The organism is Lysinibacillus sphaericus, assembly GCF_001629735.1.
GTDB classification, from domain to species: domain Bacteria; phylum Bacillota; class Bacilli; order Bacillales_A; family Planococcaceae; genus Lysinibacillus; species Lysinibacillus pinottii.
Genome location: NZ_CP015224.1, coordinates 1,911,679 through 1,931,117, shown reverse-complemented (window position 1 = coordinate 1,931,117; position 19,439 = coordinate 1,911,679). Strand labels below are relative to the sequence as shown.

At 38.9% G+C, this 19,439-nt stretch carries 19 protein-coding genes; 14 read left to right on the top strand and 5 right to left on the bottom strand.

From position 1 onward, the window contains the following. Positions 1 to 8 precede the first annotated feature (8 nt). The 3 genes from A2J09_RS09395 (at position 9) to A2J09_RS09385 (ending at position 3,127) form a co-directional block, all read left to right on the top strand. On the top strand, positions 9 to 659 hold the full coding sequence (locus A2J09_RS09395; RefSeq protein WP_012294903.1) for an ArsR/SmtB family transcription factor: 651 nt from the start codon (positions 9 to 11) through the stop codon (positions 657 to 659). An 84-nt stretch (positions 660 to 743) separates the two neighbouring features. Continuing rightward, positions 744 to 2,012, top strand: a complete 1,269-nt coding sequence (locus A2J09_RS09390; RefSeq protein ID WP_036162013.1) for an MFS transporter — start codon at positions 744 to 746, stop codon at positions 2,010 to 2,012. A 326-nt stretch (positions 2,013 to 2,338) separates the two neighbouring features. Next, positions 2,339 to 3,127 (top strand): lipid II flippase Amj family protein, encoded by a 789-nt coding sequence (locus A2J09_RS09385; protein ID WP_012294900.1) that lies wholly within the window; start codon positions 2,339 to 2,341, stop codon positions 3,125 to 3,127. A 108-nt stretch (positions 3,128 to 3,235) separates the two neighbouring features. Here the strand turns inward: A2J09_RS09385 and A2J09_RS09380 are convergent, their stop codons facing one another. Then, positions 3,236 to 4,111, bottom strand: a complete 876-nt coding sequence (locus tag A2J09_RS09380; RefSeq protein ID WP_036162011.1) for a gluzincin family metallopeptidase — start codon at positions 4,109 to 4,111, stop codon at positions 3,236 to 3,238. A gap of 205 nt (positions 4,112 to 4,316) precedes the next feature. On the opposite strand from A2J09_RS09380, the gene A2J09_RS09375 reads away from it, so the two are divergent. From A2J09_RS09375 to A2J09_RS09360, 4 genes are all read left to right on the top strand, one after another. After that, positions 4,317 to 4,991 carry a response regulator transcription factor gene (locus A2J09_RS09375; RefSeq protein WP_012294898.1) on the top strand — a complete coding sequence of 225 codons (675 nt, stop codon included), beginning with the start codon at positions 4,317 to 4,319 and terminating at the stop codon, positions 4,989 to 4,991. Then, positions 4,988 to 6,346, top strand: coding sequence for a HAMP domain-containing sensor histidine kinase (locus tag A2J09_RS09370; protein WP_036162009.1), 1,359 nt, complete (start codon positions 4,988 to 4,990; stop codon positions 6,344 to 6,346). Before A2J09_RS09375 ends, A2J09_RS09370 begins: the two co-directional genes overlap by 4 nt. 177 nt (positions 6,347 to 6,523) lie before the next feature. Then, a complete protein-coding gene (locus tag A2J09_RS09365; RefSeq protein WP_036162006.1) occupies positions 6,524 to 7,504 on the top strand; it encodes an alpha/beta fold hydrolase in 981 nt (326 codons plus the stop codon). 141 nt (positions 7,505 to 7,645) lie between these two features. Then, positions 7,646 to 8,521 (top strand): DMT family transporter, encoded by an 876-nt coding sequence (locus A2J09_RS09360; protein WP_012294896.1) that lies wholly within the window; start codon positions 7,646 to 7,648, stop codon positions 8,519 to 8,521. 26 nt (positions 8,522 to 8,547) lie between these two features. Here A2J09_RS09360 and A2J09_RS09355 read toward each other — a convergent pair whose 3' ends face one another. After that, positions 8,548 to 9,234 carry an ArsR/SmtB family transcription factor gene (locus A2J09_RS09355; protein ID WP_012294895.1) on the bottom strand — a complete coding sequence of 229 codons (687 nt, stop codon included), beginning with the start codon at positions 9,232 to 9,234 and terminating at the stop codon, positions 8,548 to 8,550. An 86-nt stretch (positions 9,235 to 9,320) separates the two neighbouring features. Between A2J09_RS09355 and A2J09_RS09350 the strand changes: the two genes are divergently transcribed. The 4 genes from A2J09_RS09350 (at position 9,321) to A2J09_RS09335 (ending at position 12,042) form a co-directional block, all read left to right on the top strand. Then, positions 9,321 to 9,623, top strand: coding sequence for an antibiotic biosynthesis monooxygenase family protein (locus A2J09_RS09350; RefSeq protein ID WP_012294894.1), 303 nt, complete (start codon positions 9,321 to 9,323; stop codon positions 9,621 to 9,623). 35 nt (positions 9,624 to 9,658) lie between these two features. Continuing rightward, positions 9,659 to 10,489 carry a CbrC family protein gene (locus A2J09_RS09345; protein ID WP_012294893.1) on the top strand — a complete coding sequence of 277 codons (831 nt, stop codon included), beginning with the start codon at positions 9,659 to 9,661 and terminating at the stop codon, positions 10,487 to 10,489. A 26-nt stretch (positions 10,490 to 10,515) separates the two neighbouring features. Next, positions 10,516 to 11,628, top strand: coding sequence for a PA2928 family protein (locus A2J09_RS09340; RefSeq protein ID WP_036162004.1), 1,113 nt, complete (start codon positions 10,516 to 10,518; stop codon positions 11,626 to 11,628). A gap of 126 nt (positions 11,629 to 11,754) precedes the next feature. Beyond that, the gene (locus A2J09_RS09335) at positions 11,755 to 12,042 is read left to right on the top strand and encodes a hypothetical protein (protein WP_012294891.1); all 288 of its coding nucleotides are present in this window, start codon (positions 11,755 to 11,757) and stop codon (positions 12,040 to 12,042) included. A 129-nt stretch (positions 12,043 to 12,171) separates the two neighbouring features. Here A2J09_RS09335 and A2J09_RS09330 read toward each other — a convergent pair whose 3' ends face one another. The 3 genes from A2J09_RS09330 to fdhF are packed head-to-tail and all read right to left on the bottom strand — an operon-like array spanning position 12,172 to position 16,650. Then, complete coding sequence (locus A2J09_RS09330) at positions 12,172 to 13,218, bottom strand: Mrp/NBP35 family ATP-binding protein (RefSeq protein WP_012294890.1); 1,047 nt, start codon at positions 13,216 to 13,218, stop codon at positions 12,172 to 12,174. Positions 13,219 to 13,229: 11 nt separating this feature from the next. Continuing rightward, positions 13,230 to 13,709 carry a helical membrane plugin domain-containing protein gene (locus A2J09_RS09325; RefSeq protein ID WP_012294889.1) on the bottom strand — a complete coding sequence of 160 codons (480 nt, stop codon included), beginning with the start codon at positions 13,707 to 13,709 and terminating at the stop codon, positions 13,230 to 13,232. A 4-nt stretch (positions 13,710 to 13,713) separates the two neighbouring features. Then, a complete protein-coding gene (gene fdhF, locus A2J09_RS09320) occupies positions 13,714 to 16,650 on the bottom strand; it encodes a formate dehydrogenase subunit alpha (protein WP_012294888.1) in 2,937 nt (978 codons plus the stop codon). A 583-nt stretch (positions 16,651 to 17,233) separates the two neighbouring features. Here fdhF and A2J09_RS09315 point away from each other — a divergent pair. Genes A2J09_RS09315 through moaA form a run of 3 tightly spaced genes read left to right on the top strand, consistent with a single transcriptional unit; the run spans position 17,234 to position 19,430 of the window. After that, complete coding sequence (locus A2J09_RS09315; RefSeq protein WP_031416179.1) at positions 17,234 to 17,581, top strand: Na-translocating system protein MpsC family protein; 348 nt, start codon at positions 17,234 to 17,236, stop codon at positions 17,579 to 17,581. A gap of 13 nt (positions 17,582 to 17,594) precedes the next feature. Beyond that, on the top strand, positions 17,595 to 18,413 hold the full coding sequence (gene fdhD, locus A2J09_RS09310; protein WP_031416178.1) for a formate dehydrogenase accessory sulfurtransferase FdhD: 819 nt from the start codon (positions 17,595 to 17,597) through the stop codon (positions 18,411 to 18,413). Next, positions 18,414 to 19,430 (top strand): GTP 3',8-cyclase MoaA, encoded by a 1,017-nt coding sequence (moaA, locus tag A2J09_RS09305; protein WP_036162002.1) that lies wholly within the window; start codon positions 18,414 to 18,416, stop codon positions 19,428 to 19,430. Positions 19,431 to 19,439 lie beyond the last annotated feature (9 nt).

The window sequence follows — 19,439 nt, the reverse complement described above, 5'->3', positions numbered from 1 at the left end:
ACTCAACATTGCATGAACGACATTTAAAGGATTTGTTATATCAAGAATTCGCTAGAATTGGAAAAAGTTTATCAAGCCCTAAACGATTAGAAATACTTGATATTCTCTCTCAAGGTCCAAAGTCTGTTGATGCATTAGCCAAAAGTACAGATATGTCCGTAGCTAATGTGTCTCAGCATTTAAAGACACTTTTTAATGCCAGATTAGTCAAATTTTCAAAGGAAGGTAATTTTGTTATCTACGAATTAGCAGATGAAGTGATTGCTAAATTTTTAACGACATTACATGCGCTATCTGAAAAACAATTGATTCAGGTTCAACAAATAAAAGAAGAATTTTTTAATGAGCATCTTGGCATAGAGGGAGTAACGCCTTCGGATCTCGTATTACGCATGGATAAAGGAGAAGTGCTATTACTCGATGTTCGACCAAAAGAAGAATTTGAACAAGCACATATTCCAGGAGCCGTTTCTATGCCTATTGAAGAATTAGAGAATCAACTATCTACCCTGCCAACACATATTGACATTGTAGCTTACTGTAGAGGACCTTATTGCTTAATGTCAGCCGAAGCTGTAAAAATGTTGAAAGCAAAAGGGATCAATGCTTTCCGGTTAGAAGAGGGTGTATTAGAATGGCAGAGGCTGGCTAGAGAATAACGTAGAGCCAGTTGGAACGATTTATAGGATACATAAAATGGCTACATGTATTATCTTATGCAACTAGAAAGAGGGGTAAAGAGAATGTCTGGAAAAGCGGAATTTTCGATAGAATCATATATGGAGTCACCAGAAAAATTAAAAAGCTTATATAGGCGTGTATTAATAGTAGTGAGCCTATCTCAAATATTTGGGGGAGCAGGGCTAGCGGCTGGTATTACAGTAGGTGCTTTATTAGCCCAACAAATGCTTGGAACCGATGCATATGCAGGTGTACCATCGGCATTATTTACATTAGGGTCAGCTGGTGCAGCTTTTATTGTTGGTAAATTATCACAACGTCATGGCCGTAGAACAGGGTTATCCACTGGTTTTATTGTTGGGGGGCTAGGAGCCATTGGAGTCGTCATGGCTGCGATATTTAATAGTGTTATTATGCTGTTTATATCTCTATTAATCTATGGAGCAGGAACTGCAACCAACTTACAGGCACGGTACGCGGGTACAGACTTAGCGAATGACAAACAACGTGCAACAGCTATAAGTACGACTATGCTTATGACAACATTTGGTGCTGTTTTAGGTCCGAATTTAGTAGAATTGATGGGGAAAGTGGCATTATCGATTGGTATTCCTGCGCTTGCTGGTCCTTTTCTGCTATCTGCTGCCGCTTTTATAGTAGCAGGATTTGTCCTATTTGTGATGCTGCGTCCGGATCCCTTAGAAATCGCTAAAGGAATTGAGGCGCTTAAGCAAAAATATGCTATAGAAAATGAAATACCGTCCACACATCCAACAGCTAATAAACGTGGTTTGGCGGTAGGGGCAACCGTGATGGTTTTAACACAAATTGTCATGGTAGCGATTATGACGATGACACCCATACATATGAGACACCATGGACATGGTTTATCGGAAGTAGGTATTGTGATTGGATTTCATGTAGGTGCTATGTATCTGCCATCGCTTGTCACAGGTATTCTTGTTGATAAAGTCGGACGAACAGTCATGAGTATTGCTGCCGGTGTTACCTTGCTTCTAGCGGGTTTATTAGCGGCATTTGCTCCAAGCGATTCGATGGTTTTACTTATAGTGGCACTTTCTTTACTTGGGTTAGGCTGGAATTTCGGTTTAATTAGTGGTACTGCACAAATCGTTGATGCAACGGAGCCGTCTACCCGCGCAAAAACACAGGGGAAAATGGATGTTTTTGTGGCATTGGCAGGGGCATCTGGGGGAGCGCTATCTGGGATGGTCGTTGCGAATGCTAGTTATGCGGCATTGTCCTTAGCAGGCGGCCTAATGTCGTTGCTGCTCATTCCAGTAGTCATTTGGTCTAGAAGAGCAGTTTAATATAATGAGAGAAGGAAAATGGAAACTACGCTAGAATTCCAATCTGTTAGTGGAAGAATGACCATTGCGAAAAATCTTCGCAATGGTCATTCTGCTTCAAAGGGATGTTTTTTGGCGTACTATGTTTATGGTTCATGATAGAGAGGATTAAGGGAAAGGGCGTTGTTAGTTTTTAACGGATAAAAAACCTTACCTATGCTTTTTATATTTAAGGTAGATAAGATTTTTCAATCGGAACTATTTTGATTGTTTTGCGTCAGTATGTAAAATCGTTAGAAAGCAAAGAGTAGGTACATAGTGTGGATTTAATAACAAATAAATTGATAATGATTGCCTTGTTTATTTTAATCATTCATGCCATTGAAACGCTTGCCTATGCCGTACGTTTATCAGGAGCGCGTGTCAGATTACTAGCATCTGCTTTAGCACTTTTTAATGTAATGGTCATGGTTTCACGGCTCGCTAATATGATGCAACAACCATTTACTGGTAGTTTGGTCGATACTGCACCTGTGGGCGATGCCTTGACACATGTAGAACAGCAGTTTCGTATAATTATTGGAGCGGCATCAGTTGGAACACTAGTAGGCATCTTACTCATCCCAACTTTCGTGGCCATTTTTTCAAGAGCTATCGTCCATCTGGCTGAGGAAAGGGGTTCCATCCCAGCATTACTGAAAAAGGGTTTTACATTTGAATATGTAAGACGTAGCTTGAAGCATATTCATAAGCCACGCTTTACCTATTTAAAAGATATAGGATTGGGAGATATCCCTCTGCAATTATTTATTACCAATATAGTCATTACGGCAATCTATACGATTGGCGTTTTATCAGCTTTGTATGCCACTTTATTAGTCCCAGAATTAAAAACAACTGCCGTTATGGCATCTGGTTTAATTAATGGCATAGCGACCATTCTATTAATTCTATTCATTGATCCAAAAATCTCCATTCTTGCCGATGATGTAATTAATAAAAGGGGGAGCTATATAGATTTAAAAAGAGCCTCGGTCATGATGATGTTTTCAAGATTTTTAGGAACGATTGTGGCACAGTTATTATTCATCCCAGGAGCTCATTATGTGGCATGGTTTGCAAAACTGATTGCCTAATTGAGGTTGCTAGATTTACGAGCATACTTTTACTTATAGGGAAAAAGGAAAAATCTAAGTCCGGTATGGTCCGAACTTAGATTTTTTGTGCTGACGTGGGTCTCTTTACTACCTTTCAAAAAATGTAGGATCAAGCTGGAGAATAATTGTATTAGTATCATAGAAATCAGGCAATTTTAATTTTTCTTCATAGGTAAACCGTGGTTGATTGTTAATAAAGGCTAACCAATCCATTTCAATTTCACTAACGCTTTTTCCGTATACTACTTCTATTTTCTTTGCCAGGTCTTTCTTATCATAGATTTGTTCAAACTTTTCTATCCCGTACGTTTCAACTAAATATTTAACAAATGAAGCAGCATGTATATAGCTCATCCCCCAAAGGACACTCTGTTCTTCTTTGTTTGGAAGCTCTGCGCGAAAATAATGATCATCTTGATTTGGGTCTATTAATTTGCTAATGGGAATTAATTTGTCTGAATCCAGAAAATGCTTCATATACTTTTCAAGATTTAATTCATTTTTACCGAATTGATCGTCCATATAAACCGCATAACCTTCCTGCGTAAAGTAGCCATTATCGGTATCAAAATTGCCCCCGTAACCAAGTAAGGAATGTGTCAATTCATGGACAAGTGTGGGATTTTCTAAGCTGAGATCTAACACGATTTTTGATGCTAATCCCCATGAGGGAGTACCATCATTTAGAAATACTGTTATATGCTCAGATGGAACATAGGATGTATGGATGGATTGCAAAATATTCTCATAAGCCTTACATAGTTCATCTTTTATCGTATCTACAGTTTCTTGGGGAGCCTCCATGTTATTAATAAGCTCAAAGGTAAGTTTACCATCTGCTGTTACCACGATATTCTCTTTATTTTTTTCTTCTTGTATTTGCTCTTTAGGAATTGCGGTATTCTGAGAGCAGGCTGTTAAAAAGCATATAAAGATAAGGGTAAAGCCTCTAGTTTTAAACATATGACCTCCAGAAAAATCAATATTTTCTAAATAGTACAGATTCAAAACCCAAAAGTTTCATTTTATGTAAAAAGAGAAGAAATGAAGAAAAGCTGCGGGTCTTAAGGAAGAGTTCCCTTGAAAGGAGAGGCATGAAGGTGAGAAGTGAAGTTCATTTATAGTATAATAGGGTTGACTTTTATATTGGAAATGAGGGAACGGATGTATGACAACTATACTTGTTGCTGATGACGATCCGAATATTCGCGAGCTTGTATGCCTGTTTCTGCGCAAGGAAGGATTCGCAACAGTGGAAGCCGAAGATGGTAAGGAAGCATTATCCATCTATCACTCAACACCTGTTGATCTCGTAGTACTTGATATTATGATGCCAACGATGGATGGTTGGACTTTATGTAAGGAGCTACGGAGAGCCAATGCTGAAATCCCATTACTCATGCTGACAGCAAGAGGTGAGACGTGGGAAAAAGTCAAAGGCTTTGAGCTCGGGACAGATGATTATTTGACCAAGCCATTCGATCCTTTAGAGCTGACGGTACGTGTAAAGGCTTTATTAAAGCGCTACAGAATTGGTTATTCGCAGACCATTCAGCTCGGAGCTATTACTCTTGACCGTCAGACCTTTAAAATTATGACCGGAACGGATGCTATTACGCTGCCACTTAAAGAGTTTGAATTATTATATAAGTTAGCCGAAACACCTGGACAGGTATATACACGTGAACAGCTGATCGATCAAATTTGGGGAATTGATTATGCTGGTGATAATCGAACAATTGATGTACATATAAAGCGCTTGCGTGAGCGCTTCGCTTTGATAGCTGATTTTCATATTGAGACGATACGAGGTCTTGGTTACAGGCTAGAGGTTGATGAATGATCAAATCTTTATATACACGCGTCGTGTTAACATTTCTAGTTGCGGTCATTGGTGGTACAGTCGTTTCCTTCTTCGTAGCCACATGGTTATTTAAAGATAAATTGAATGAATACTTACAAATCCCCTTGCTGAATTTTGGACAGGACATTGTCTTAATTTTTGACACAATGCCTTTTCAGGAGGCAGACCATTTACTTAGCCAAATGAATCAACTGAAATCGTATGATGTCTATGTTTATGATGAAGCAGGGGGGATGAAGGCTTATGGAGACGCTCAAAGTGATACATTGAATAAAGTGACTAAGAAGCAGGTTCGAGACGTGTTGGAAGGTAAAGTTGTGCAAGTGAATCCGAACGTTTCTTCAGGACTTGTCGGTATGCCTTTAACAACTGACAAAGGAACCAAAGCGATGTTTATCGAACCAAAAGCTGTCTCCTCGGTCTCATTTGCGCTCACGTTAATTTTAAATTTTTCCACATATGCGCTAGTTATAGGCAGTGTAGTATTTCTAATAGCGGCTATGTTTTTAGTCAGACCGATTAAAAAATTAACAAAAGCGACGAGACATATAGCAGGTGGAGATTTTAATGTCGAGCTCAACATTAAACAATCAGGAGAATTAGGTGTTTTAGCCAGAAGCTTTGAAGAAATGGCTTCCGATTTGCAGCAATTAGAGCAAATGAGGAAAGAATTCGTCTCGAATGTGTCCCATGAGGTTCAGTCACCACTTACTTCGATATCTGGCTATGCTTTGGCACTAAAGCAAGTAGACTTAACGATTGAGGAAAAAAACCGTTATCTTGATATTATTATGGCTGAAGCTCAACGAATGTCTAAAATGAGTGATAGCCTACTAAAACTAAGCTTGCTTGAATCCAAGGCACCACCGATGCAGCTTGTGTCGTTAAGCCTAGATGAACAAATTAGACGTGTAATCGTCGCAATCCAGCCACAATGGATGGCTAAAAACATCCATTTTAACCTCCAGTTGCAATCGGTTTATGTCATGGCAGATTACGACCAATTAAATCAGGTATGGACAAATCTTCTTACGAATAGTATTAAATTTTCAAAGGATGGCGACACAATAAAGATTAGCATGTCACAAGAGGCTCATCATGTGTTAGTTCGCATAACAGATACGGGCATTGGCATTTCTCAAGAAGATCAGAAGCGAGTATTCGAGCGATTTTTTAAGGCGGACCGTTCCCACAGTCGAAAATATGAGGGAAGTGGGATGGGACTTGCTATTGTGAAACAAATCGTTTCCTTGCATAAAGGGGACGTTCGGGTGGAGAGTGAACTTGAACAAGGAACGACATTTATTGTTACATTGCCAACCACAGCTAATTAAAAAATAAATGGTACGATTGTACGATTCCTATGTGATTCTTCATGTAGGATATCGTACCATTTTTTTTATTGTTCATATTGCGTTCATATTACCGTCATTGGGAAGACATCTTCGTCCTTTACACTGTTGTTAACGGCTCATAAGGTAGCTGTTAACAACAGTGTAAAGGAGGCAGGCATGAGTAAAGGTGAACCCCCTCGTGCGTCAAACATGAAAAAATTTACTAGAATATTATTGAAATCGATAGCGATTATAGGTGCAATAGGAGTGCTACTACTCGCTATTGTTTTTACAGTTAACATTATTTGCAACAAAATAGAACAAGGTAAAATAGAACCCTATGGTCAGCTCGTTGCTGTTAATGGAGAAAATATGAATATTACTATTCAAGGTAAGGGGACAGAAACCATTGTCTTACTCCCAGGCTTCGGAACAGCAGCTCCAACGCTTGATTTTCAGCCACTGATTGAAGAACTAGCTCCAAACTATAAGGTAGTTTCTGTAGAGCCTTTTGGCTATGGGCTAAGCGATGATACTAAGAAAGAGCGCAGCACAGAGAATATAGTAAGTGAGATTCATGAAGCGCTACAGACATTAAAAATTGACCAGTATATGTTAATGGGACATTCGATAGCAGGGATCTATGGACTCAATTATGTCAATAAATATCCGGATGAGGTAACTGCATTTATCGGAATTGATAGCAGTGTTCCAACTCAGGGTGGTATGGATACAGAATTCCCCATTAAGTCGCTACAGCTTTTGAAAAAATCAGGCATTGCTAGAGTAGCTCTAAAACTATCGGATACTGATCCATATGCTGGGTTACCTTATGACGATGAAACAAAAGAGCAAATTAGGATGATTACCCTTAAAAACTTTTATAATACGAGTACTTCCAATGAACTGAAGGGGATATATCAAAAGTTTAAAGAAGCAGAAAACCTTACATTCCCTAAAGATTTACCTCTTTTGTTATTTGTTCAGGCGAACAACAATGATGGAATTGAGAAAAACTGGATACCACTCCATGAGGAGCAGGTTGAAAATTCAGTGCATGGCAAAGTCATTATAATGGATGGAGATCATTACTTACACCATACAAAATCACGAGAAATTGCTGAAAATCTGAAAAAATTTATGAATCATGAATCGTGAAAGCGTCTTACCTCTATCATGATGGAGGTAAGTTTTTTTATGTTTCAAAACTAGATGTAATCCATACTTCGATGAATGTTGAATCATTGCCTGTTTATAATTCAAATAGAGTGATCAAAAATCAGCTAAGGAGTATGTTGTATGAAAAACTATCAATTTATAGCTTTATTAGTAGTAACAACCTTTTTAATGGGTTCATCTTTCGCAGTCGTAAAATTAGGTTTACCTTATTCATCCCCTTTATTGCTTGCTGCCCTGAGATTTATATTGGCAGGAATCATCATGGCTATTATCGTTATCCTCTTGAAAAGACAGCACCCAACAACAGGGAAAGAGTGGGGGAAGCTATTAATCCTTGGCGGATTTCAAACGGCGGGAGTGATGGGGTGTATATTTCTAAGCCTCCGTACCATTACAGCAAGTGAATCCTCTATTTTAACATTTACAAACCCACTACTTGTTGTCCTATTTGCCACCCTTTTTACTAAAGCACGTTACCATGTTCATCAATGGGTAGGTGTTTTTCTTGGTTTAATCGGTGTGATGATCACGATGGGTGCTCAGGTTGAATGGAAAATAGGACTTCTATTTGGATTTTTATCGGCTGTTTTTTGGGCGATTGCCACATTATTAGCGAAAGAATGGGGGGCGTTATTTGATACTTGGGTTTTATCAGCCTATCAAATGCTGTTTGGGGGCTTGCTTCTTTTCCTATCGAGTACATTATTAGAGCAACCGTTTTTTATGGTCAATCAGCATTCATTGCTGATTTTATTATGGCTTAGCCTCTTTTCCTCCATTATCCAATTTGCAGGCTGGTATTATTTACTGCAAAATAGTGACCCTGGGAAAACAAGCGCCTATTTGTTTTTAGCTCCTTTTTTTGGCGTGTTAACGGGCTGGCTGTTATTAGATGAACCATTACAACCATCTTTCATGGGAGGGGGATTATTCATACTAGTCGGAATTTACCTAGTCAATCGTACGTTTAGTCGAACAAAAGACTTGAGGTCATAATGTTTTGCCTCAAGTCCAATATTAGTTTACATCTCTATTTGAAATACGTCTTTCAATCCAATTTTACCTTTCTCCGTCACCTGAATGGCGCGAATAGCAGGGACACGAGTAAGCCAGCCAAGCTGGAATAAATGATTGAATAGCTCACTACCAAGAGCACCAGCCAAATGATAACGCCGTTCGCTCCAATCTAAACAGGCGTGTGAGAAGGATCTTCTTTTCTTTTTTAATGCAGGTAAATCGATACCAAATGATGTGAAAAATAATGTGCCTTCATCTGTTAAAACAAACTGCTTTTCTTCTAATTTTAAATAGCCCGCTCGCATCATCGATTCTGTCAAATGAACACCTAATTTACCAGCCAGATGGTCATAGCAAGTTCGAGCCTCCTGCAACAATTTTATTTGGCTAGATTGTTTTAAAGATCGTATTTCAGGAGGAGGTGAAATGGCTAGGAAGGATTCAAGAAATTGAGCAATTTCCTCGTCTGCTAATTGAAAATAGCGGTGTCTACCCTGTTTTTCCACCTTTATTAGTTTTCCTTCTACTAATTTAGCTAGATGGAAGCTAGCTGTTTGAGGTTTAATAGCGGCCATATAGGCTAGCTCACTAGCCGTATGGAGTCGACCGTCCATCATACTAGCGAGTATAGTAGCTCTTGAAGTTTCGCCGAGGAGTGCTGCGACTTCAGCCATATTTGGATTAATTCCCATATGTCACAATCCTTTCGTTTGCTATATTTTGATTTTAGTCAAAGTCATTATCGTTTACAATAAAAGTTATAGAGGGGGAGAAATAAATGGAAACATATTATGCAGTGATCTTTACTTCACAAAGAACCGAACATGATGGGGAGGGCTATGGCAAGATGGCCGAAATAATAGATGCCTTAGCCAAGCAACAGCCTGGCTTCATACGTGTTGAAAGTGTAAGGGATGAGGAAGGGAAGGGCATGACCGTATCCTATTGGGAATCACTAGAGGCTATTCAAGCATGGAAAGCTAATGCCAAACATTTAGCGGCCCAGCAATTAGGAAAAGAGAAATGGTACACGCAGTATCAAGTTGAAATTTGCCAAGTCATGAAAGAGTATTCTTTTTAATAGTAAAATTAGGCAAACGAAGGAGGCAGATTTTGATGACAATTGCTGAAGAATGGCAAGAGCTTAGAAATAATTTCAATCCTTCTCAACCAATCACGGTTAACCGGATGCATATTTTTAAAGAGCAATTAAAGAATGAGCCACAAACGCAAGAAACATTGAGAATACTTGTCGAGGTCTATTGTTTACTAAGGATGTATCCAGAAGCTTATCAACTATTTACTGCTATTATGAATAATAATGATAAAAAAGATCGTAAAAAATTTGGAACGCTACAAACCTACATAAATCAACCAAATTCAATGGTTCCGTTGATGCCACAAAAAATACGAGATCAACGGCCTATTAAAACGTTCATCCCTACGTTTAAATATTTACCAAAGCCATTAGAGGCGAAAATTTTTGAGACAGATGACATCGTTGTATGCGATTGTTGTCAACAGGAAGTGGATGTCTATTATACTGGCAGTATTTACGCGATAGAGGATGTAGATTATCTTTGCCCTTCATGTATCCATAGTGGGGAAGCGGCGCAAAAATATGATGGCTCTTACCAGCAAGATTTAATTCATGATGAACATATTACAAATCCTAGATTGGCGGAGGAAGTGCTATATCGAACGCCAGGCTATGTGAGCTGGCAAGGGAATAATTGGGTAGCCCATTGCTCAGATTATTGTGCATTTATTGGCTATGTTGGCTGGAGTGATATGGTGGAGCTAGGCATTGACGATCAGTTTGACAATTATACTGGCTTTTCGCTAGAAGAGGTTTCTGCTTCCTTAATGAACAATGGTCATCATCAGGGGTATTTATTTCAATGCCTGGAATGTGATCGCTATGTGCTTTATTCTGATTTTAGCTAAGGTTGTTTAGTAGAGGAGGTAGTAAAGTGGAACAATTTCTTCAACGGTATATGTATTCCTGGCGCTTCAATGGCTGGCTTGTTCACGATATTTTTTTAGGGATTATCTTTGGACTGGGATTGTTATTGTTAGTATTTATAGCTATTAAACGGAAGCGTCTAGTTATTTCTATCAGCTTGCTCGTCATTTATTTAGTAGTAAGTAATGGACTCATGATAGTTTTTGGTTTAGCAGGACGAAGCTTTCCAATCAAATCGGACTCCTCTATTTATACAGATGAATCACAAAAAATAGCTGTACAAATGGTACAGGGCTATGAAAATAATGGTTCATCAAATGGCATTACACATTTGATTTCACACTATCTTATTGTAGCTGTGAATTTGGAGACAGGTGAAAAACAATGGACAAAATCTGCTTCTTATAAAGAAACACTGATTGGGAATTTTATGGGTGGCTTACTTGTTCACCATCGAGATGGGGAGTATGGGCAATTGTCACTTTTAGATATAGAAACGGGAAAAGAAATACTTTCTGAAAAGGAATTTCGCCAACAGCATCAGCCTTTAATAGATATTTTGAGCAGTGGTGCACAACAAATGATAGCGTTACAAAACGAACTTTATCTAGAAGGTGTCGATGGCCATTTTTATCATTATGATGGCAAGGCCTTAAACAAAGATACCAAAGCTGAAAATTATATATCTGCACGTTTTTTTATTGAATCGGATTTGCCAGGTTATTTTGCTACTCATCAGCAGCCTTTAGAGAATTATCAAGAGATTCAAGATTTTAGTCAACAAGTGTTGTCAGAGCCTGCTATACGAAATTATCAAAATTTAGAGCCAAAAGTGATGGCTATAGATATTGTGGAAAGCGTTGCCCTCCTTTCCTATCGACAGACCCAGCGAGAGAGTGCAGATCATATGCTTGTGCTGTACGATATGAAAAAGCATCAATTGCTATGGGAAGAAAAGATTGGTGCTATTAATTCCTATCAACAGCAGCCTAAAGTAAGAACGCTAGAGAAGGGCTATATCATCCAGACGGGTGATCAGCTTTTAGTCCTAGATAAACAGTCAAGGGATAAAGTTGTTCAATATCACCTACGTTGGAATCGTCCTGTTGATGAAATGTAAATGACAGTGTGATGATATAACTTGAGGCAAAAAATGATGAAGCTCGGGAAAGTATTTTTCGCTTCTACTAAATAAGAGTATAATTTAATAGGAAGAAACTCTGAATGATAAGATTGGAGCAAGATAATGAACGAGCAAATATTAGATTGGATTACACGCTTTCAAAGGGATAAAGATATTGAAGCTCTCGCTCATTTAAAAAAATATTGTTTTCGGATGATTGAACCTTTAATTGTGGAATTTACATGTAAGCATGGTAAAGAAGCGGGAGAATTATTGCGTTTAAAATGGGATAAACGATTTTATTTTATTTTTACAAAATATCAGGTGAATGTAGGGCTTTCATTAGATACATTTGTCCACAATACGTATCGTTTTTATTTCATGCAAGAATTAAAAAAGGCTGGCTATTAGTAATCCATTAAAAACGGTGAATGCTCGAAAGATCACGTTCGTTTGTGATTATTTGGGCAGAGCTGTAAAAAATAGCGGGGAATAAATAGAATCCCTTGATTTGTGTATATGCAAATCAAGGGATTTTTTTTATTGATAGAGCAAATCTTCTGCTAGGTGAGTAAAAATTTCACCAATAATTGTATCTGCATCATACACGGAGGAGCCTGTATTTTCTTCAGGTTGAGCAAAAGGAATATGTGCTAAAACATTCGTATTCAGTAATTCGGCTAATTGCTCAGCCCCCCCTTGTCCAAAAAGATAGTTTTTTTGACCATCTGCCCCTTCAAAATAGGCCATATTTTCGACGACGCCAAGTATGGTGTGTTTGGTATGTTGAGCCATTAAACCTGCACGGGAAGCAACGTGAGATGCAGCAAGATGTGGTGTTGTAACAATAACCTCCTGTGCTTGAGGGATCATCGCTGCCATATCAATTGCCACATCACCTGTACCTGGAGGCAAATCAATGAGGAGATAATCTAAATCTCCCCAATGTGTGTTGACTAGGAAATTTCGAATCCATTTGTTAAGCATAGGCCCACGCCACATGACAGGCTGATTGTCATGTGTAAAAAAGCCCATCGACATGATTTTAACACCATGAACCATCACAGGAATTGCAGTTTGGTCCAGCATGGTTGGTTTTTGGTCAACATTCATCATCGTAGGTATACTGAAGCCGTAAATATCTGCATCTAAAATACCGACACGTTTTCCAAGACGGGCAAGAGCAACAGCTAGGTTGATGGTTACGGTAGACTTACCAACACCACCTTTACCACTAGTTACTGCGATAAATTGAACGCCAGAATGGGGCAACAGCATTTTGGGCATACCTGTGTCTGTCACCTTTTCCGCTTGTAGAGAGGCAGTTAAGGTGCGACGTTCCAGTTCGGTCATTGCCCCAAAGCTAATGACAACAGGGGAGACACCGAGCGTTTTTAACGCCTCCTCCACATCCTGTTGGATTTTTGCCTTTAAAGGGCAGCCAGGAATAGTCAAAATGATATCAAGCGATACTTGTGTACCGTTGATTTGAATATTTCGCACCATATTTAAGTCTATGATACTTTGGTGAAGCTCTGGATCTTCTACCTGTTTCAAGGTGTTTAGTATATTTTCTTTCGTTAACATGAAGGCACCACCTAATCTTTCAAGCCTTTGCCAAGTCCTTTTAAGAAATGGACACAAAAATTGAGTGCACGATTAACATCTGGATCATTTAACATTTTAACTAGCTTAAAAGCACTCACTTTTTCATCAGTCTCTAGAGCTTTATTGGCTTCGTCCACTCCAGCATGTAAGCCTTCAATAAGTTTTGCTGTTGTTTCAGGATTTAGCTCTGTCAAGGCTCCTGCAACACCCATCAAATTATTAATAATATTCGTCACAGGCTTTCGTGTTAATTGTCCAAGTGCTATATGAGCCACATCCTCTTTCGCTTCAAGTAACTTAGTAGCGGCTTCTAATGCACCAATATCATTTAATTCTGACATAATGGTAAATACTTGCTGAACTGCTTCTTCATGTTCAGAAAGTAATTGTTTTAGATTGTCTATTTTTTGTTCTTTTAGTTGTTCTTCCGTAAATGGTTGCTTTTTTATGTTTGTAATCGGGACAGCCATGCTCTCACTCTCTTTCATTAGTAGTTGTTAAGTGAACGTAGCCAGGACGATTCCATTTCCGTTGTACCTCGACGCCATTTTGAGGATGGCGCTTTTTATAACGTGGGTTTGTTCGAGGAAGTGGTGATTTTCCTTTTGCTTTTAGCACTTCTACTCGGACTTTCGTTTGTTTATAAGCAGGTGTTGACGTATTCACATCTGCGGCTGGACCTGTTAAGAAATTAATAGCTGAATCCTTGCTAACAGAGTTCATTGGTAAGAATAACTCGTTACCTTGTACACGATCTGTGACAAGAGCATTTAGCTTTAATGCACCATATGGCGATACTAAGCGTAGTAGGGCTCCATCCTCAATGCCTCGTTCTTTCGCTAATTCTGGTGATACTTCTACGAAAATCTCAGGAACTTTTGATTGTATACCCTTTGATTTATTCGTTAAGTTGCCTTCATGGAAGTGTTCAAGCATACGTCCGTTATTAATATGGCAATCATACTGTGCCTCAAATTCAACTGGTTCCACCCAGTCATTTAATGCAAAGCGTGCCTTTTTATCAGGGAAGTTAAATCCGTCCTCATAGAGTAAAGGTGTATCTTTCCCATCATGACTACCCCAGCAGAAGCTACCCCAGCCTTCCAGTACATCGTAGTTTGCTTGTGAGAAAAGGGGAGATAGGCTAGCCATTTCATCGAATATATCGCTTGGATGATTGTAATGCCAGTCAGCACCTAGACGACAAGCGACTGCTTGCAGGATTTCCCAATCTGCCTTTGACTCTCCCAGCGTCGGTAAAACCTGATACAGTCGTTGAACGCGACGTTCTGTATTAGTGAATGTACCTTCTTTTTCGAGTGAAGGAGCAGCTGGTAAAATAACATCCGCATATTGTGCCGTACGTGATAGGAAACAATCTTGGACCACAAAGAAGTCTAATTGGGATAGAACTTCATCTACATGGTTAGCATTACAGTCGACAAGTGCCATATCTTCACCTACCAAATACATTGCTTTCATTTTACCTTCCATAATCGCATCTAACATTTGCATATTATTACGACCTGGTTGTGGTTGAACATTAACACCGTATGCTTTTTCAAATTTAGCTCGCGCTTCATCATCTGTTACTTTTTGATAGCCTGGCAATAGATTCGGTAGTGTACCCATATCACAAGCGCCTTGAACATTATTATGGCCGCGAAGAGGGTAGGCACCTGCACCTGGACGACGGTAGTTACCAGTTGCTAAAAGTAAATTAGAAATGGCAGCTGACGTATATGAACCACCTGTATTTTGTGTGACACCCATACCCCAAAGAACGCAAGTCCCGTCTGCCTCGCGAATCATTTCTGCCACCTGAATTAAGGTTTCTTTTGAGATACCAGTCATTTCTTGTGCATAATCAAGTGTGTATTTTTCAAGAACTTGTTTGAACTCATCCAAGTGTAGGACATTTTTCTGAATGAAGGCTTCATCATGCCAACCCTGATCCATCATATACTTGGTTACTGCCATTAACCATACTTGGTCCGTACCTTGTTTCGGACGCATGAATATGTCAGAACGCTCAGCCATTTCATGTTTACGTATATCGGCAACAATTAGTTTCTGACCATGTAATTTATGGGCACGTTTGACCCGAGTGGCCAAAACAGGATGACCTTCAGCTGGGTTAGCCCCGATAATAATGACAAGACCAGCATTGGCAATATCTTTGATGGTTCCTGCATCCCCACCCATACCTACTGTGCGTAATAAACCGTCCGTTGCCGGTGATTGGCAATAACGGGAGCAATTATCTACATCATTTGTCTCAAACAATTGGCGTGCCATTTTTTGAATTAAGTAATTTTCCTCGTTTGTAATTTTAGAAGAAGAGATAAAGCCCACAGAACCAGGGCCATATTGTTGTTGAATCCCCCCCAGTTTAGCGGCAATTAAATCAAGTGCTTCATCCCAAGAAGATTCCACAAAGGCATCATCTTTACGAATTAATGGCTTTGTAATACGTTCTTCAGAGTTGATGAAGTCCCAACCGAATTTCCCTTTGACACAAGTAGAAATGGCATTTACAGGACCATCGGAAGGTTGTACTTTTAAAATTTTACGATCTTTTGTCCACACTTCGAATGAGCAGCCTACACCACAGAATGTACAGACTGTTTTTGTCTTTTTCGTCCGTTTACTACGCATCGCTGCTTCCACTTCAGAAACAGCAAAGATACCACTATAGCCGGGTTCTACTTCTTTTATCAAGCTAATCATTGGATCTAACATATCCTGTTTAAGACCAGTCATAAATCCAGCCTCTCCAAGCATGGATTTTTCCATTAACGCATTACATGGGCAAACGGTTACACATTGACCGCAGCTGACACAGGAAGAATCATTAATCGCAACGCCGGTATCCCAAATTACGCGAGGTCTTTCTGCTTCCCAATCCAAAGATAGTGTTTCATTCACCTGTAAACTTTGACAGACCTCTACACATTGTCCACATGCGATACATTGATTTGGATCATAGCGGTAAAATGGGTGTGACATGTCCACTTCATGTGGCTCCACTTTTGGTTTGTATGGATACTTTTGATGTTCGATTTCCATTAACTCGGCTGTGTTGTGTAACGTACAATTCCCATTATTATTATCACAAACTGTACAGTACAATAAATGATTTTCAAGAAGACGATCCATCGCTTCTGTTTGCGCCGTTTTTGCTTTGTCAGAGGTTAATAATACATTCATGCCATCGACTGCTTTTGTTGAGCATGATCGAACTAATTGGCCGTTTACCTCAACGATACATGTATCACACGTTTCGATTGGATCGACGGTAGGTACATGACAAATCTGTGGATGAGGGATGTCATGTTGATTAATGGTATCAAGGATTGTAGCGCCTTCGTTTACATCGTACGTTACGCCATTAATATGAATTTGAGTCAAGGTAATTTCCTCCTTTTACACTATGAGACTACTCGGACAACCTGTTACGGCTTAAGACAAAAGGGAATTACAATACGAGCTTTCCAAAAATGATGAAAAGATTGTCTTGTTATCATTGTAATTCCCAAATCGACGTGAAGCTACCTCAAAATAGAGTAATTGTTAGAACATAACAAGTTATCCATGTCTCGGGTTAAAAAATAAAAAAAATCCACCATGAAATGGCACGTCTAAGACATGCTAATACATTCATGGTGGATAAAATTCTTAGCAGGCCTTGCTAAAAACTCAATCAACTTTTATTTTTAGGTCATCATAGAATTCAAATATTTATAAACACTATGCGACTTCTAAGTAGAGGAAGACATAGGGATCAAAATACATAAATTCCATTTGTGCTATTATTATAGCCCTTTCCTGCAAAAGGAACAATATGAATTATCAATATTTTTACATGAGAATAATTATCAAAAATATTTTCTCTTTTATTTTTTTAAAAGTTACTATATGATTAACAAACTGTAAGGGTGACCCCCATAGTGATTGCCTAAAAAAGTATAATGATGATGGGAGAATCGTTACTATGTCTAAAAAAGTTCATGAATTTAACGATATGATTCGTAAATTACGAAAAGAAGTTTTTGGTAAAGGACCAGAACGTATTCATACGGTTTTTGTTGAAAATATGGCTGTCTCCACTTTATATGGGAATATCACTCCAACTGAAAAATTTATTGCGGGTTCACCCGAAGGATTAAAAATGGTTCATGCCGCAAGGACGAGCATGATTCAAGATTTATATGCACAATCCCCACCGGAAGGCATGGAAGAATTAATGGGCAGTAAATTACTCCACTTATTTTCAGATATTAAAATTGAAGAGGATTTTGCGATTTCCGTCTTTGTTTTTGAAAAGCCTATAAGTGAATAAAGGAGGATGCCTTATGGAGAGAGCCGTTACGAGGAAGATTGTGCGAGTTGAAGGGCAGCAAGCGAAGGAAATGGATGATTTAATTGTCTCAGAATATGCTGTGACCGTGAAAATTAATCAACAAGAATTTGTCACGATGGTTTGTACGCCGGAGTATGTCGAGGATATGGTTATCGGTTATTTAGCGTCCGAACGGGTGATCCGTAGTTACGAAGATATTGAGGACATTTGGCATCAAGAACAAGAAGGCTTTGTGCACATTAAAACAAAGCATGTCAATCCTTATTATCAGCAAACACAAAACAAACGCTATATAACATCTTGTTGTGGAATGAGTCGACAAGGCTTTGTTTTTACAAACGATGCTTTAGTAGCAAAAAAAATGGAAGATATTCATGTGCAAATTACTGCTGCGGATTGCTTTCGCTTAATGCATGCCATGCAGGATACTGCTGATATATTTAAAAAAACAGGTGGTGTGCATAATGCAGCGCTTTGCGATGTCAATGGCATTGTTTTAAGTCGCATGGATATTGGTCGCCATAATGCTTTAGATAAAATTTACGGCTATTGTTTACGTCATAATATTAGTATACAAGATAAAATTATTGTTTTTAGTGGACGAATATCATCAGAGATTTTACTAAAAGTATCCAAAATAGGCTGTGAAATAGTATTGTCCAAATCGGCACCAACCGAATTAGCCTTGCAATTGGCCGAGCAGCTTGGTATTACGACGGTAGGCTTTATTCGACAACAAACATTGAATATTTATACACATCCACAACGCATCATCATACCAGCTCAGAATGTACGGAAAGAAGGAGATTAAATGACGGATCTACAAGACCAACTACAAAGACCGTTAAGAGATTTAAGAATATCCGTGACAGATCGCTGCAACTTTCGCTGTCGATATTGTATGCCAGCTGAAGTGTTTGGTCCTGATTATGCATTTTTATCATCTGATAAAATTTTAAACTTCGATGAGATTGAAAGATTAGTCAAAATATTCGTCTCACTAGGTGTCAAAAAGGTTCGCATTACAGGTGGGGAGCCTTTATTACGCCGCGATTTAACGGAATTAATTGCCCGAATTCATCGCCTAGAAGGTGTAGAAGATATCGCTTTAACAACAAATGGCACTTTATTAAAAAAATATGCACAGCCATTGGCACAAGCAGGCTTATCTCGCGTTTCAATTAGTTTAGATTCACTAAACGACGAGCGTTTTTTTGAGATGAATGGACATCGCGGGAAGGTGTCAACTGTGTTAGAGGGTATTGAAAAGGCAGCGGAAGCCGGTTTACAAGTAAAGATTAATATGGTCGTTCAAAAGGGAAAAAATGACCAAGATGTTATAGAAATGGCACGATTTTTTAAAGAAAAACAACATATTTTACGCTTTATTGAGTATATGGATGTTGGAAATTCGAATGGTTGGCGCATGGATGATGTGTTGGCCAAAAAAGACATCGTTGAGCAAATCCATCAGCATTCACCGCTGCGACCGATTGCTCCTAATTATCTAGGGGAAGTGGCGACTCGTTACCAATACAAGGATAATCAAGGGGAGATTGGTATTATATCATCAGTCACAGATTCTTTTTGCACGTCTTGCTCACGTGCACGCCTCTCAGCAGAGGGTAAATTATATACTTGTTTGTTTGCTACAGAGGGGACGGATTTAAGAGAGCTATTAAGATCTGGCCAAGATGATACAGCAATTCTTAATTGTATAAAGAGTGTCTGGACAGAAAGAAATGATCGCTATTCAGACGAGCGGAACGAACAGACGATAGCAAATAGGAAAAAGGCTAAAGTTGAAATGTCCCATATCGGAGGGTAAACATAAAAA

Excerpts from the sequence above, each read along its gene's own strand:
- A2J09_RS09360 (WP_012294896.1), top strand. The coding sequence starts at position 7,646 with ATGAAAAACTATCAATTTATAGCTTTATTAGTAGTAACAACCTTTTTA.
- moaA (WP_036162002.1), top strand. The coding sequence starts at position 18,414 with ATGACGGATCTACAAGACCAACTACAAAGACCGTTAAGAGATTTAAGA.
- A2J09_RS09370 (WP_036162009.1), top strand. The coding sequence starts at position 4,988 with ATGATCAAATCTTTATATACACGCGTCGTGTTAACATTTCTAGTTGCG.
- A2J09_RS09335 (WP_012294891.1), top strand. The coding sequence starts at position 11,755 with ATGAACGAGCAAATATTAGATTGGATTACACGCTTTCAAAGGGATAAA.
- A2J09_RS09390 (WP_036162013.1), top strand. The coding sequence starts at position 744 with ATGTCTGGAAAAGCGGAATTTTCGATAGAATCATATATGGAGTCACCA.
- A2J09_RS09355 (WP_012294895.1), bottom strand. The coding sequence starts at position 9,234 with ATGGGAATTAATCCAAATATGGCTGAAGTCGCAGCACTCCTCGGCGAA.
- A2J09_RS09350 (WP_012294894.1), top strand. The coding sequence starts at position 9,321 with ATGGAAACATATTATGCAGTGATCTTTACTTCACAAAGAACCGAACAT.
- A2J09_RS09365 (WP_036162006.1), top strand. The coding sequence starts at position 6,524 with ATGAGTAAAGGTGAACCCCCTCGTGCGTCAAACATGAAAAAATTTACT.
- A2J09_RS09380 (WP_036162011.1), bottom strand. The coding sequence starts at position 4,111 with ATGTTTAAAACTAGAGGCTTTACCCTTATCTTTATATGCTTTTTAACA.
- A2J09_RS09385 (WP_012294900.1), top strand. The coding sequence starts at position 2,339 with ATGATTGCCTTGTTTATTTTAATCATTCATGCCATTGAAACGCTTGCC.
- A2J09_RS09345 (WP_012294893.1), top strand. The coding sequence starts at position 9,659 with ATGACAATTGCTGAAGAATGGCAAGAGCTTAGAAATAATTTCAATCCT.
- A2J09_RS09315 (WP_031416179.1), top strand. The coding sequence starts at position 17,234 with ATGTCTAAAAAAGTTCATGAATTTAACGATATGATTCGTAAATTACGA.
- A2J09_RS09375 (WP_012294898.1), top strand. The coding sequence starts at position 4,317 with ATGACAACTATACTTGTTGCTGATGACGATCCGAATATTCGCGAGCTT.
- A2J09_RS09330 (WP_012294890.1), bottom strand. The coding sequence starts at position 13,218 with ATGTTAACGAAAGAAAATATACTAAACACCTTGAAACAGGTAGAAGAT.
- fdhD (WP_031416178.1), top strand. The coding sequence starts at position 17,595 with ATGGAGAGAGCCGTTACGAGGAAGATTGTGCGAGTTGAAGGGCAGCAA.
- A2J09_RS09325 (WP_012294889.1), bottom strand. The coding sequence starts at position 13,709 with ATGGCTGTCCCGATTACAAACATAAAAAAGCAACCATTTACGGAAGAA.